Below are 14,614 nucleotides of genomic sequence, written 5' to 3' on the forward strand. Positions count from 1 at the left end.
ATTTTTCATGCGAAATAAGCCATGCATTCCATGCGAAAAACCCTGCTTCTGATTCCCCTGTTCGGCATGATCGGGGCGTCTCATGCCGCAGACGGCACTATCACGATCCGAGGTGAAATCGTTGACACCACTTGCAAGATCGAGGGCGCCGAGCCGCCCGCCAATATCGATGTCCGCCTGCCCAAGATATCCACGGCGGCGATCAAGAATGTCAACGACACGGCCGGCGCGACAGTGTTCAACATCAACCTGAGCGAATGTCCCGCGGGCATTGATGGCCAGGATGTGCACATCTACTTCGAGCCGGGGCACACCACGGACTATGCCACCCATACGCTGATCCCGTATCAGCTGGCGGCGGCCGACACCGCTGTCCCCGGCGCGGGTGCGGCGGGCACGCCCTACGAGCATCTGCGTATCGAGCTCACGGGCCTGGACGGCGTGCAGATCCCCATGGGCAGCACGCCGGATGTGCAAAAAGCGCTTGCAGGCAATACCTTCCGAGTGGCGGATAACAACGCGACCGCGCGCTTTATCGCCCGTTACAAGCGAATATCTGACGGAGCCATTGCTCCGAGCCATGCCGGTACTGCCGTGCAGTTTTCCGTGATGTATCCCTGACCCCGGGGCGGCAGTCACCCGTCTACGGCTTGGCTGGCGCCTCCCAGCGTCGTACTCCACACGCCGCGGTAGGCGACGGCACTTGTATTGGATCCTGACCATGAATATTTCAACGCAGCGCGTCATGCGCGGCGCGGGCGATGTCTTGCCTGCAGTAACGTTCTGGCGCCGCATCATGATGCGCGCATGCGCGGCCGCCCTGGGCCTGGCGGTGAGCACGGTAGCCCAGGCCAGCCTCGTGATCGAAGGCACTCGCGTGGTCTACAAGGCGGGCGCTCCTGAAGTGGTCGTGAAAATGACCAATGACGGCAATACGGCGTCGCTGATGCAGGCCTGGATCGATGACGGCCGGGCGGAGGCCACCCCCGATGAGATGAACGTGCCGTTCTTTTTGACGCCGCCCCTGGCTCGTGTCGAGCCGGGCAAAGGCCAGGCCCTGCGCATCTTTCACACCGAAGGCGGAAAGGCGCTGCCCCAGGACCGCGAGTCACTGTTCTGGCTGAATGTGCTGGACGTGCCGCCCAAGGCCGAGGGGGCCGAGGACGCCGGCGCCATCTTGCAGATCAGCGTGCGTTCACGCCTGAAGCTGTTCTACCGTCCGAAGGGGTTGGCCGGTTCGGCCGAGACGGCGCCGGCATCGCTCGAGTTCAAGGTCGGTGCGAACGGCAAGCTCGCTGTGGCCAACCCGACACCGTACTACGTGAATCTGCGCGAACTGGCCTTTGGGCCCGAGAAGCAGCCTACGCGCAGCTATCCCGCGTTGATGATCGCGCCCTTCGGCAGCGAGACGCTGGACCTGGGCGGTAGCACGCCCCGCCAAATCCGTTACGCCGCCATCAGCGACCTGGGCTCCATCCATTTCTTTGAGCGGGAGGTGGGCAGGCACTAGCACGCCCGGGGGTCCGATCATGGTTTTCAAATGCTTTCCCATCACGTTTCGGTCAGGCCTGTGGCCAGCCATCCTGGGCGCCACGCTGGCGTTGCAAGATGCGCGGGCCACGCCGCAACCCGAATTGCACGCCGACCTCCAGTTCGATCCCCGGATGCTGTGGGGATCGGCCAGCCAGGCCGACTTGCGGCGTTTTGCGCGGCGCAATGTACTGGAAGCGGGAGGGCATCAGGTCGAGGTCTTGCTCAACGGCGCGCGCGCCGTGCCCATGCTGGTGCGTTTCCGCGATCCGCCGCCGCAGCGTGACTTCGCGGACGCGCGTGCCTGCTTCGACCAAGGGCAGCTGGAAACGTTGGGGGTCAATCTGGATGCGCTGGACCCGGGACTCCGGGCTGAGTTGGCAGCTGGTGCTTGTGTCGGCGTGACGGAGATCTACCCGGATAGTGTGGAGAGTTATGACTTTTCCACGGGGCAGTTGTCGATCAGCGTGCCCCAGGCCTATATACGTAATCGTTATCAACGCGACATTTCGCCCGACCAGTGGCAGGCCGGCGTGACGGCCTTCCGTAGCAACTACAGCTATAGCTATAACCACTACGCTTTCAAGGGCGGCTCGTTCCAATCGTTTACGGGCCTGCTTGACAGTGGCTTGAACGTGGGCGGCTGGTATCTGCGCAATAGCGCCTATTTCAGCCACTCGGGCGGCCGAACCGATTTCCGCTCGCAACGCACGAGCCTGCAGACGGATATCCCGTCCTGGCGCGCGCGGCTGGTGCTGGGCGACATCTATTCCGGCTCGGAGTACTTCAGCCCCTACAAGATACGGGGCGTGATGCTGTCCACGGACCCCGCCATGTTGCCGTATTCGGAGCGGCTCTATCGGCCCACCGTGAGAGGCGTCGCGGCCAGCCAGGCCACGGTCCGTATTCTGCAGGCCAATAGTGTCATCTATCAGGGCAGTGTCGCGCCCGGTCCGTTTGCCATCGACGATTACTCTCCAATGGGATACGGCGGCGACCTGACCGTGGTCGTGACCGAGGCCAATGGATCGGTTCAGCGCTTTACGGTTCCGTTTGGCAATGCGGTGCGCCTGATCCGCAAGGGCCAGCTCCAGTATGCCCTGAGCGGCGGGCGTTATGCGGGCGGCCAGCGCACGGCGGTCACGCCCTGGGTGGCGCAGGCGAGCGGCCGGTGGGGCGTGCACGACGGCGTCAATCTGTATGGGGGCCTGCTTGCCGCCGGCCAGGCCTATGCCGCCATGGCGATAGGCGCCGCTTTCAACACGCCGGTCGGCGCGGTCAGCCTGGATACCACCTGGGCGCGCGCGCGCCCCATGGAGCGGGCCGATTCTTTCGGCACGAGCTATCGCCTTTCCTACAGCAAGACGCTCGAGCCCACGCGGACCGTCGTGCGCCTGGCGACCTTGCGTTATTCCTCCGAAGGATTCTGGACGCTGTCCGATACCCTCTCGCGCGGATTCCCGGCCCTGCGCGCCGGACGGCCACGGGGCGAGTTCAACCTGGCATTGAGCCAGCCGCTGGGCGGCTACGGCAGTCTTTACCTGTCGGGGGCCTTGCGCAATTACTGGCGTTCGGCGGCCAGGCAGACGCAATGGGAGCTGGGCTACAGCACGCGCATCAAGGGTGTCGGGGTGTCGCTGAGCGCGACGTCCAGCAACGGCAGCTTCGGCCGCGACCAGCAGGTCATGTTGAACTTCGCCATCCCCCTGTCGGGCGGAGGCGCCATCCGGAGCAGCGTATTGCAGCAGCGCAATCGCGGCAATACGCAGCGCGTCTCGTATGACGCCACGGTTGGCGAGCGGCGCTCCCTGTCGTACGGCATTGATGTAACGCGCAATGATGACAACGGCACGGGTTATGGGTTCAACGCCAATTACCTGGGGCGCTATGGACAGATCGCCGGCGCGCTCAACCGGCAACAGCATGGCACGCAGGTCGCGGTCAACGGCAGCGGCGGGATTGTCGCGCATGGCGGTGGCGTGACATTGGGACAGCTGCTGCCCGACAGCATCGGCCTGATCGACGCGCGGGAGGCCGGCGGCGCGCAGATTTCCAATATGAGCAATGCGAGCTTGAACAGCAAGGGTTATGGCCTGGTGCCGCTGTCACCCTATTCGCTCAATGAAGTGCAGCTATCCCCCGAGAGCCTGTCTCTGGACGTCGAACTGCAATCCACGGTGGAAGAGGCGATCCCGCGTGCGGGCGCCGTGGTGCCCCTGGTATTCAAGACGCGCCGCGAACGTTCGGCGCTGCTGGTGATCGATGAGTCTTATCGCGCGCGCCTGCCCTTTGGCAGTCCCATCACGGACGGCGCCGGCAACACCCTGGGGACGGCGGGGCAGGGCGGGAGGGCCTTGCTGCGCGGTCTGCCGGAAGACGGCCAACTCGAGGCGCGCCTGAACGATGGCGCGGTCTGCCGCACGCCCTACAACCTGAATGACAAGTCCGGAACCGGCGAGGGCGGCCTGCCCGTCATCGCCATGCAATGCGAGACCACCCCATGAATACTGTCTATCTCCGCTGCCTGCGCTACCTCGGGCTGGCCGTTTCGTTGTCTGTCGCGATGGCGCGCCCGGCGCACGCGCTTTTCGATGCTCCGCCCTCGGATTGCATAACGTCGTCGAACTTCATCGTCAATCCCACGGGCGGTGAAGTCCGGGTCACGCCTGAAACCCCGTTGGGGGCGGGGGTCAGTCCGCCGACTTTCGTCCGCAGTGTCGTGGCGGCTTTCTGCGATTACGACGTGGGCGACGAGGAGGCGGCCGCGGCGCTGGATGGCACGCCCTTGGCCTTGGTCATGGAGGCCAGTTCCTTGTATCCGCAAGTGGAAAGCCCCTACGGCGTAATGATCGGCCTGCCGCGCATCACCGACGCTATCGGCGTGGCCCTGCAGGTGGTGTCGGGCAATGGCCAGCCGGTTGTCGCGGGCCAGAAGGAGTGGGTCATCGGCACCGACGGCGAAATTGGCTACTTCTTCGAAGAGGGCCGCGTCAGGATGCAGACACCCAGAACGCAAAGCCTGGTCTATCGCATGACCAAGATCGCCCAAACCAGCATGCCAGGTCGCAGGCTCATTGGCGGCTATCCCAATATTTTCACCGTCAAGTGGGTGATCGGCTATGGCACGCCCGAGGCCAAGGTGCTGGGCCGCACCGTGGTCGATATGAACATCGGGTCAGTGTTGGCCGTGACCGCGCAAGGTTGTCGCTATGAGAACGTCATTCAGACCCTGGCCCGGGTGCGACGCGCGGAGTTCCACGGGGTAGGGACCACCCTGGCAGAGACGCCTATCGAAGTGCCCATCACCTGCTATGGCGCGCCCAGCGTGAATTTCTCCATCACACCCCGCCATCCCTATGACGCAGTGCCCGGCATGGGCCTGGCCGACGATGGCCGCGGCAAGGGTGTGGGCGTGCAACTGCTCAAAGACAGCAGCGGCGACGTTCCCTGGGACTTCTCATCGATTCGCCCCTTGGACGAGGCCAAGGAGACCAGGAACGTCGTGAGGATTCCTATTCCCTTGCGTGCGCGCTATTACCAGATCGAACGCGATGTCAATCCCGGTCGCTTGCAGGTCGTCTACACCTTCACTTTGACCTATGACTAAGACTGCTATTTTCCATGGAGTGCGGCCGTGTCCGGCCTTGACGCTAGGGTTGGCCCTGATGGTGCCGGCCTGGTCTGCGATGGCCCAGGAGGCGCCGCCCCAACGCCCTTTCGTCCCGCCTTCCGGCCAACAGCCGCTTACCCCCGGTCAGCGGGACTTGAACATCGACCAGAACCGTTTCGAGCGCGAGCTGCAACAGCAGCATATCGACCGTGCGCTGAACCAGCCGCACGGGACCCGGCTGGAGGCCCCGGAAGCGCCTGCCGGACCGGATGTCACCGAACCCGGCCATACGGTCACGCTGACCGGTGTCGATCTTGACTTCGGACCCCAACCGCGGCTGTTCGACGTGGAGCCGTTGGTTCAGGCCTATCTGCATCATCCTATTGGCAACCAGGGCGTGTTCAACCTGGTGCGAGCGCTGACGGCGCGGCTGTATGAGCTTGGCTATGTCACTTCCAACATCGCCTTGGGCAAGCCCGCCGCGGTGGAGGGCCGCCTGAAGTTGCACGTCAACTGGGGGCGTATCAAGGGCTGGCGCATCAATGGCCAGTCCATCGAAGGATGGCGCGAGCGGGCGATGGTGGGCTGGGCCATGCCCAACTGGGAAGGCGCCATTCTCAATATCCGGGATATGGACCAGGCCATCGAGAACATGAACAACGGCTTCAAGCAGGTGACGGTGACCATCGCGCCGGCTGAAGACTACGGTTATTCATACCTCGATCTGACGATGCAGCGCGCGGCATGGGCGCGATTTTCGGTGGGCAGGGATAATTCCGGCCTCGGCACGCCCGGCCAGGGCAGGGACAAATACAACGTCTCGGTGGGCATGGGCGATCTGCTGGGCATCAACGACGCGCTCCAGCTATTCACGAGCCGCCGCTATTTTGCCGACGCCAGCCACGACGGCGAACAATCCTATGATCTCGCCTATCGCGTTCCGCTTGGCTACACGCGCATCGACCTGCAGGCCGGCTACAGCAGCTACAAGAGTCTGCTTCGGGCCCACGGCCTGGCCTATCAATCGGCCGGGAACTCGCGCAGCCTGGGCTTGCGGGTCACGCGCACCGTCTACCGCGATGCGACGACGCAATTCAGCCTGTACGGCGGCCTGAAGACCCGCCAGAACAAGAATTACCTGGCCGGCACTTTGCTGGCCATCAGCAGCAAGCACTACAGCGACGGCACGCTGGGCGCGCAGTGGAGCAAGCAGCATGGGCGGCACGCCATGTTCGCGGACCTGTCCTGGAACCGCGGACTGGGCATCAACAATGGCCAATACTCGGCCTTCAGCCCGACGCACGCCAATGCTTATGCTTCCCGGGTCAATGGCATCCTGTCATGGCAAGCCAACTTCGCGCCGCGCGGCCACTTGCTGACGGTGCAATCCCAGCTGGGGTTCCAGTACTCGCGCCAGATGCTGCTCAACAGCTACCAGCTGACGCTGGGCGACGAGTACACTGTGCGCGGCTTCAGCCGCCTCGGCTCGCAAAGCGGGGACAAGGGCGTCTATCTTTCCAACACGGTCTCGGCGCCCATGAGCCTGCCAGGGTCTGGCGGCGTCCGGCTCGCGCCCTTCGTGGGTCTGGACGCGGGCGTGCTCAAGAACAACAACGAGGGCGCCCGCGCGGTGAATATCGCGGGCTGGGCGGCCGGCCTGCGGGTGAATACCCCTTACTGGAATGTGTCGGCGACCTATGCCAAGCCGATGTGGTCGCCCCTGCCCAAGAAGCCGCTGTGGTACATCAATACCTCCGTCGTCTTCTAGGGGGCAGGGCGCTACATATTCTGCGGCAGCCAGGTGGCGATGCCAGGCAGATAGTAGAGGATGAGCACCGCCAGGATCATCAGGAAGAACATGGGCAGCGAGGCCCGGGCGATATAGGGGAGTTCGCGTCCGCTCATGCCCGACAGCACGAAGAGATTGAAGCCCACCGGCGGCGTGATCTGGGCCATCTCGACCACGAAAACGATGAAGATGCCGAACCAGATGAGATCGATGCCGGCGGCTTGCACCGTGGGCAGCAGCACGCCCATGGTCAGCACCACGATGGAGATGCCGTCCAGAAAGCAGCCGAGGATGATGAAGAACACCATCAGCGCCATGATGAGGCCGAACTGCGACAGGCCCAGTCCGCCTATCCATTCGGCCAGCGCGCGCGGCAGGCCGATATAACCCATGGCCAGCGTGAGGAATTGCGCGCCCGCCAGGATAAGGGCGATCATGCAATACAGCCGCGTGGCGCCCATGAGCGACTGCATGAAGGATGAGCGGTTCAGCGAGCCTTGCAGGGCCGAGAGCACCAGGGCGCCCACGACGCCGACCGCCGCGGCTTCGGTGGCCGTGGCGATACCCGTGTAGATCGAGCCCAGCACGGCGCCGATGAGCAGGACCACGGGGATCAGATGGCGCGATTGCGCCAGCTTCTGGCGCAGGCTCATGCCGGGATCGGCCGCGGGGACTTCCTTGGGGTTGCGGATGGCCCACCAGGCGATATAGCCCATGAAGAGCAGCGCCAGCAAAATGCCGGGAAAGATGCCGGCCATGAAGAGCCGCGCGATGGAAACGTCGGCCGCCACCCCGTAGACGATCATGATGATGGATGGCGGGATCAACAGGCCCAGGGTGCCGGCCCCGGAGAGCGTGCCCAGGATCTTGGCTTCGGGGTAGCCGCGGCGCGTGAGCTCGGGGATGGTCATCTTGCCCACGGTGGCGCAGGTCGCCGCCGACGAGCCCGAGACCGCCGCGAAGATGGCGCAGCCGATCACATTGGTATGCAGCAGCCGGCCCGGCAGGCGGTTGAGCCAGGGCGCCAGCCCCTTGAACAGGTCTTCCGACAACCGGGTGCGGAACAGGATCTCGCCCATCCACAGAAAGAGCGGCAGCGCGGTGAGGGTCCAGCTGGAAGCCGCGCCCCAGATGGTGACGGCCATGGCGTCGCCGGCCGGACGGCTGGAGAAAATCTCCATCCCGATCCAGGCCGTGCCCGCCAGTGTCAGGCCGACCCAGACTCCGCCCGCGAGCAGGGCGAAGATGGAGACGACCAGCATGGTGATGACGAAGATTTCATTCATGGGTTTGCTGCGAAGTGGCGGCGGCCTGGCCGCGCAGGCGCCGGATCAGTTCATCGATCAGGGCGACGAAGAAAAGCACGGTGCCCACGGCCATGGTGATTTGGGGAATCCACAGCGGCGTGGCGTCGTTGGACGTCGACACGTCATTGAAGAGCCAGGAGTCGTGGGTGAGTTTGATGCTGAAATAGGCAAAGGCGGCCGACAAGAGCACGCCGACGGCCAGCGCCGCGATGTCCAGCCGCCGGCTATTGGCCGGCGACAGCGAGTTCAGGAGCAGCGTGACGCGGATATGTTCGCCGTGCTTGAAGGTGCTGGCCAGGGCCAGGAAACCCGCAGCGGCCATGAAGTATCCGGCATAGGCGTCCGTGCCCGGGATATTCAGGCCCAACTGGCGGGCGATGATGGCGGCCAGCACGGAGACCAGCACGCCGATGGTGCACAGGCCGGCCAACAGGCCGGCCGCGCCGTACAGGGTATCGAGGAAACGGCGCATGGATGTCAGGGCTTCCGGAACTCGGCAATCATGGCCTGGCCGTCGGCGCCGGCCTTCTTGAGCCAGTCATCCAGCATGCGCTTGCCGATCACGCCCAGGCCTTCCTTGAGTTCCACCGTCGGCTTGACGATTTCCATGCCGTTCTTGGTCAGGGCTTCCTTGTACCAGGCGTTCTTTTCCTGGGACAGCTTCCAGCCGCGCGCTTCGGCTTGGGCACCGGCCTTTTTCAGGGCTTCCTGCGTGGCGGGGTCCAGGGCATCGAAGGCCTTCTTGTTCACGATGACGGCGTTCTTGGGCAGCCAGGCTTCGGTATCGTAGAACTTCTTGATGTACTCGTAGGTCTTGGTGTCGTAGCCGGTGGAGCCCGAGGACATGTAGGAGTCGATCACGCCAGTGGCCATGGCCTGGGCCAGCTCGGCCTGTTGCACGGTCACGGGTTGCGCGCCGGCCAGTTCGGCGATCTTGGCCGTCACCGGGCTGTAGGCGCGCCATTTCAGGCCCTTCATGTCGCTGACCTTCTTGATGTCGCGATTGGCGAAGATGCCTTGCGGCGGCCAGGCGACGGCGTACAGCAGCGTCATGCCCTGCGAATTGAGTTTTTTCTCGAGAAAGGGCTTCTGTGCCTGATAGAGCTTGAACGAGGCGTCGTAGCCGGTCGCCAGGAACGGCAGGCCGTCCAGCTCATAGATGGGGTCCTCGTTGGCGAAGTTGCTCAGCAGGATCTCGCCGATCTGGGCCTGGTTGCCCTGCACCGCGCGCTTGATCTCCGGCGCCTTGTACAGCGAAGCATTGTTGTGCAGCGTGATCTTGAGCTTGCCGCCGGAAAGCTCGTCGACTTCCTTGACGAATTGGGTCAGGTTCTCGACGTGCAGGTTGCTGGCCGGATAGGCGGTGGGCAGGTCCCATTTGGTCTGGGCCTGGGCGCCGGCGCTGAACGCCAGGACGATGGTGCCGGCGAGCAAACTGAGCTTCTTGTACATGAAAAGTCCTTGTTATGTGGGTATGGAACAGGAGCGGTTCGCGATGCCGCTCGGATGGACCGGCCGCGGGGGCCGTTGCATTCTAGGGTGGCGGAATTGGTTTAGGACTAAAAGAAGGGAGGCTTGCGGGTAATTCCTAGGGTGTCCGGGACGCCGACAGCTCGGCCGATTGCAGATCCCAGAGCAGGTCGAAGACCTGTGCGTCGGGATGCCGGCCGCAAACCGCCTGCGCGGCCTCGGGCGTGGCGGTTTCGACCAGGCAGACCGGCGCCAGCACGCGCGTGGCGGCCTCTTCGGAGGGCAGGGGCGTGGACAGGGCAGGGTCGGGTTCGAGCCGCCGCAGGGCGAGCACCCCGTCCACGGCCAGCACGTCGCGTAGCGCGGCGGGGGCCGGCGCGCCTGGGATCAGGACCAGCAGGGCTCCCGTGCCATATCCGCCCAAGGGTGTCACCGCCATGACGCGGCGGCGGGTGTTGCGCATGCGTCCGAAATTCGCCAGCGACCAGGCGGTCTGCTGGGAGAAAGCCTGGCGGTAGGCTTCGCTGGTGAAGACCGACAGGGACTCGGTGCGGTAGAGCGCCAGGTAGCGGGGCGCGGCCTGGCGGGCCCGGTAGCGGCGCGCCCACATAAAGCCGGGGATGGCGGCCCGCTCGGCCATGTGCTCGCGGTCATACCAGCGATTGAAGTCGGCCTCATGCGCGGGGTCGATGTCCGTCCAGATGAAAAGTTCGCCCATGACGTCGGAGTTGGCCATGCTGTGCTTTGGGGCAGTTCCAAAGTGCGCATTGTGGGGACGGGAGAAGCTTTTTTGCGACTGGGGAAAACCCTCTCCTTTTTATCGTTAAAAAAATCTGATTTTCGTTGAGAAAACGTCGATAAATTATTAATATTTCGCCCCATCGGGACATTGCCGGAGCCATCATGAAAGAAAATCTCATCGCTTCGTCGGCGCATTTGGCCGCGGGACGCGCGCCTGATCTTTCCGAGGTCGAGTTCGGCCTGATGATCGCCGGCCATGCTTTCGACCGCTGGACGGTGCGCTGCATGGCCGCCGCCGGCTTGCCGGACTTGACCGCCACCGACGTCATGGTGCTGCACCATGTCTATCACCGCCAGCGCCCCAAGAAGCTGGCCGACATCTGCTTCACGCTCAATGTCGAGGACACGCACATCGTCAACTACGCCCTGAAAAAACTGGAGCGCCAGGGCGTGGTGCGGGGCGACCGCAGCGGCAAGGAAGTGTTCTACAGCGTGACCGAGCTGGGCGCCGGGCACATCAAGCGCTACGCCGCCATCCGCGAGCAATGCCTGCTCGACGGCATGGAAGCCGGCGCCGGCGGCCTGGAGTTCACACGGCAGCTGGCCAATACCCTGCGCGCCTTGTCCGGTCTGTATGACCAGGCGGCGCGCGCGGCGACTTCTCTCTGAGCGGCTGTTCTTCCACCCCCTTTACCTGACTTTTTGCTGAGGTTTCTATGAAGTGGCAATTCTGGATCGACCGTGGGGGCACGTTCACCGACATCGTCGGCCGCCGCCCGGATGGCAGCCTGGTGACGGCCAAGATGCTGTCCGAAAACCCCGAGCAATACCGCGATGCCGCCGTGGCAGGTATCCGCAAACTCCTGGGCCTGGCGCCCGGGCAGGCGGTGCCCGCCGAGCGGGTCGAATGCGTCAAGATGGGCACCACGGTCGCTACCAATGCGCTGTTGGAGCGCAAAGGCGAGCGCACCCTGCTGGTGACCACGCGAGGCTTTCGCGATGCCTTGCGCATTGCCTACCAGAACCGGCCGCGGCTGTTCGACCGCCATGTCGTGCTGCCGGAAATGCTCTATGAGCAGGTGATCGAGGCCGATGAGCGCCTGGCGGCCGATGGCGGCGAAGTGCGCGCCCTCGACGAGGCCGGCCTGCGCGCCGCGCTGCAGCAGGCCTATGACGCCGGCATACGCGCGCTGGCCATTGTCTTCATGCACGCCTGGAAAGCGCCGGTGCACGAGCAGCGCGCCGCGGCCTTGGCGCGCGAGATCGGTTTTACGCAGATCTCGGTCTCGCACGAGACCAGTCCGCTCATCAAGTTTGTGTCGCGTGGCGATACGACGGTGGTGGATGCCTATCTGTCTCCTATCCTGCAGCGCTATGTGGACCAGGTGGCCTCGGAACTGCCGGGTATCCGTCTGATGTTCATGCAGTCCAACGGCGGCTTGACTGACGCGCACCGCTTCCGCGGCAAGGACGCCATCCTGTCGGGGCCGGCCGGCGGCATCGTCGGCATGGTGCGCACCAGCGAGCTGGCCGGCTTTGACCGCGTCATCGGTTTCGACATGGGGGGCACGTCCACCGATGTCTCGCACTATGCCGGCGAGTTCGAGCGCGAGTTCGAGACGCGGGTGGCGGGGGTGCGCATGCGCGCGCCCATGATGAGCATCCATACCGTGGCCGCCGGCGGCGGCTCCATCCTGCATTTTGACGGCGCGCGCCTGCGCGTGGGGCCCGATTCGGCCGGGGCCAATCCCGGTCCGGCCTGCTATCGCCGCGGCGGCCCGCTGGCCGTGACCGACTGCAACGTGCTGTTGGGCAAGATCCAGCCGGCCTTTTTCCCGCGGGTGTTCGGGCCGCAAGCCGATGAGGCCTTGGACGCCGACGTGGTGCGCGCCAAATTCGAGGCGCTGGCCGAAGAAGTGCGGGCGTCGACCGGACGCGACATGACGGCCGAACAGCTGGCCGAAGGCTTTCTGGAAATCGCCGTCGGCAATATGGCCGAGGCCATCAAGCGCATTTCCGTGCAGCGCGGCCACGATGTCACCGAATATGCGCTGACGACCTTCGGCGGCGCCGGCGGGCAGCACGCCTGCCTGGTGGCCGACGCCCTGGGCATGACAACGGTCTTCGCCCATCCGCTGGGCGGCGTGCTGTCGGCCTATGGCATGGGCCTGGCCGACCAGACCGATATGCGCCAGAAGACCGTAGAGCAGGTGCTGACGCCCGGGCTGCTGGAGACGCTGGCCGGAGAGCTGGAGACCCTGGCCGCGCAGGCGGTGGGCGAATTGCGGCGCCAGCATGTGCCCGAGGCCGACATCAAGGTGCAGCGCCGCCTGCACCTGAAGTACCGGGGCACGGATACGGCCCTGGAGGTCCCCTATGGGTCCATCGAGGCGGCGCGGGCGGCCTTCGAGGCGGCTTATCGCCAACGTTATTCCTTCCTCATGCCCGGCCGCGAGCTGGTGGTGGAGACCATCTCGGTCGAGGCCACCGGCGGGGGCGAGACCGCCACCGAGACGGTGGTCCCGCGCCATCGCCAGGGGCCCCTGGCCGCGCGCGGTTCGGTGCGCATGTATAGCGCCGGCGCCTGGCGCGATACGCCGCTCTATGTGCGCGAGGACCTCGTGCCGGGCGACATCATGGCGGGGCCGGCCATTATTTCGGAACCCAACCAGACCACCGTGGTTGAACCCGGCTGGCAGGCCGAGGTCAGCGCGCTGGACCATCTGATCCTCAAGCGCGTGCAGGCCAGGATCGAGCGCCGCAAGGTGGGCACCCAGGCCGATCCGGTCATGCTGGAGGTGTTCAACAACCTGTTCATGTCGATCGCCGAGCAGATGGGCTATCGGCTGCAGAACACCGCCTATTCGGTCAACATCAAGGAACGGCTGGATTTCTCCTGCGCCATCTTCGATGCCGAGGGCAACCTGATCGCCAATGCGCCCCATATGCCGGTGCACCTGGGATCCATGGGCGAGTCCATCAAGACGGTCATGCGGGCCAACCAAGGCCGCATGAAGCCGGGCGACGCCTATGTGGTGAATGACCCCTACCATGGCGGCACGCACTTGCCCGACGTCACGGTGATCACGCCGGTCTTCGACCGGCAGGGCCGCGACATCCTGTTCTATGTGGGCTCGCGCGGCCACCATGCCGATATCGGCGGCACCACGCCCGGCTCCATGCCGCCCGACTCCCGGACGGTCGAGGACGAAGGGGTGCTGTTCACCAATTTCCAGCTGGTGCGCGACGGCGAATTCCGCGATGCCGAGGCGCGCGCCATCCTGGGCTCGGGCCGCTGGCCGGCGCGCAATCCGGACCAGAATATCGCCGACCTGCATGCGCAGATCGCCGCCAACGAGAAGGGCGTGCAGGAGCTGCTGCGCATGTGCGACCACTTCGGCCTGGACGTGGTGCGGGCCTATATGGGCCATGTGCAGGACAATGCCGAGGAGGCCGTGCGCCGCGTGATCTCGGTGCTCAAGGACGGCGAATATACGTATCCGCTGGACAACGGGGCGGTTATCCAGGTCAAGGTCAAGGTGGACCGCGAGGCGCGCAGCGCCGTGGTGGACTTCACCGGCACCTCGGCGCAACTGGAGAACAACTTCAATGCGCCGGGCGCCATCTCGGTGGCCGCGGTGCTGTATGTCTTCCGCACCCTGGTCAATGATGAGATCCCGCTGAACGCGGGCTGCCTCAAGCCCCTGGAGATCATCATCCCCGAAGGGTCCATGCTGCGCCCCAATCCGCCGGCCTCCGTGGTGGCGGGCAATGTGGAGACCTCGATGTGCGTGGTCAACGCACTGTATGGGGCCTTGGGCGTGCTGGCGGCCAGCCAGGGCACGATGAACAACTTCACCTTCGGCAACGCCCGCTACCAGTACTACGAGACCATTTCGGGCGGCACGGGCGCCGGTCCCGTGCGCATCGACCGGGCGGGCCCGCAGGACGAGGGTTTTGCCGGAACCTCGGTGGTGCAGGCGCATATGACCAACTCGCGCCTGACCGATCCCGAAGTGCTGGAGCTGCGCTTTCCGGTCAGGCTGGAGTCGTACGAGATCCGTGCGGGCTCGGGCGGTGCCGGCCGCTACCGCGGCGGCGATGGCGGGGTGCGGCGGGTGCGCTTCCTGGAGCCCATGACAGCGGCCATTCTGTCCAACAACCGCC

Annotated in this window: 11 protein-coding genes; 7 read left to right on the forward strand and 4 right to left on the reverse strand. The window is 64.8% G+C overall.

Going from position 1 to position 14,614, the window contains the following annotated elements; genetic code table 11:
• Nucleotides 1-21 precede the first annotated feature (21 nt).
• The 5 genes from AXA74_RS06340 (at nt 22) to AXA74_RS06360 (ending at nt 6,908) form a co-directional block, all read left to right on the forward strand.
• Nucleotides 22-621 (forward strand): fimbrial protein, encoded by a 600-nt coding sequence (locus AXA74_RS06340; protein WP_185844193.1) that lies wholly within the window; start codon nt 22-24, stop codon nt 619-621.
• A 100-nt stretch (nt 622-721) separates the two neighbouring features.
• The gene (locus AXA74_RS06345; protein WP_060833145.1) at nt 722-1,510 is read left to right on the forward strand and encodes a fimbrial biogenesis chaperone; all 789 of its coding nucleotides are present in this window, start codon (nt 722-724) and stop codon (nt 1,508-1,510) included.
• A 19-nt stretch (nt 1,511-1,529) separates the two neighbouring features.
• Nucleotides 1,530-4,034, forward strand: a complete 2,505-nt coding sequence (locus AXA74_RS06350; RefSeq protein ID WP_126623575.1) for a fimbria/pilus outer membrane usher protein — start codon at nt 1,530-1,532, stop codon at nt 4,032-4,034.
• Nucleotides 4,031-5,137, forward strand: a complete 1,107-nt coding sequence (locus tag AXA74_RS06355; protein WP_029580776.1) for a fimbrial protein — start codon at nt 4,031-4,033, stop codon at nt 5,135-5,137. The genes AXA74_RS06350 and AXA74_RS06355 overlap by 4 nt, the downstream gene beginning before the upstream one ends.
• 157 nt (nt 5,138-5,294) lie before the next feature.
• Nucleotides 5,295-6,908, forward strand: a complete 1,614-nt coding sequence (locus AXA74_RS06360; protein WP_230588855.1) for a ShlB/FhaC/HecB family hemolysin secretion/activation protein — start codon at nt 5,295-5,297, stop codon at nt 6,906-6,908.
• An 11-nt stretch (nt 6,909-6,919) separates the two neighbouring features.
• On the opposite strand, the gene AXA74_RS06365 is transcribed toward AXA74_RS06360, so the two are convergent.
• From AXA74_RS06365 to AXA74_RS06380, 4 genes are all read right to left on the reverse strand, one after another.
• Entirely contained in the window at nt 6,920-8,215 is a 1,296-nt protein-coding gene (locus tag AXA74_RS06365; protein WP_032955216.1) for a TRAP transporter large permease, read from the reverse strand.
• Complete coding sequence (locus AXA74_RS06370; protein WP_029580778.1) at nt 8,208-8,708, reverse strand: TRAP transporter small permease; 501 nt, start codon at nt 8,706-8,708, stop codon at nt 8,208-8,210. The genes AXA74_RS06365 and AXA74_RS06370 overlap by 8 nt, the downstream gene beginning before the upstream one ends.
• Nucleotides 8,709-8,713: 5 nt before the next feature.
• Nucleotides 8,714-9,688 carry a TRAP transporter substrate-binding protein gene (locus AXA74_RS06375; protein ID WP_029580779.1) on the reverse strand — a complete coding sequence of 325 codons (975 nt, stop codon included), beginning with the start codon at nt 9,686-9,688 and terminating at the stop codon, nt 8,714-8,716.
• Nucleotides 9,689-9,824: 136 nt separating this feature from the next.
• Nucleotides 9,825-10,442 (reverse strand): DUF4286 family protein, encoded by a 618-nt coding sequence (locus AXA74_RS06380; protein WP_029580780.1) that lies wholly within the window; start codon nt 10,440-10,442, stop codon nt 9,825-9,827.
• A 167-nt stretch (nt 10,443-10,609) separates the two neighbouring features.
• Between AXA74_RS06380 and AXA74_RS06385 the strand changes: the two genes are divergently transcribed.
• Nucleotides 10,610-11,116: a winged helix DNA-binding protein gene (locus AXA74_RS06385; RefSeq protein WP_029580781.1), complete on the forward strand. Its 507-nt coding sequence runs from the start codon at nt 10,610-10,612 to the stop codon at nt 11,114-11,116.
• A gap of 47 nt (nt 11,117-11,163) precedes the next feature.
• On the forward strand, nt 11,164-14,614 hold a 3,451-nt coding region (locus AXA74_RS06390; protein WP_060833144.1), incomplete at its 3' end, for a hydantoinase B/oxoprolinase family protein.

It is taken from the genome of Bordetella hinzii LMG 13501 (assembly GCF_001548475.1).
In the GTDB taxonomy this organism is placed as follows: domain Bacteria; phylum Pseudomonadota; class Gammaproteobacteria; order Burkholderiales; family Burkholderiaceae_B; genus Bordetella; species Bordetella hinzii.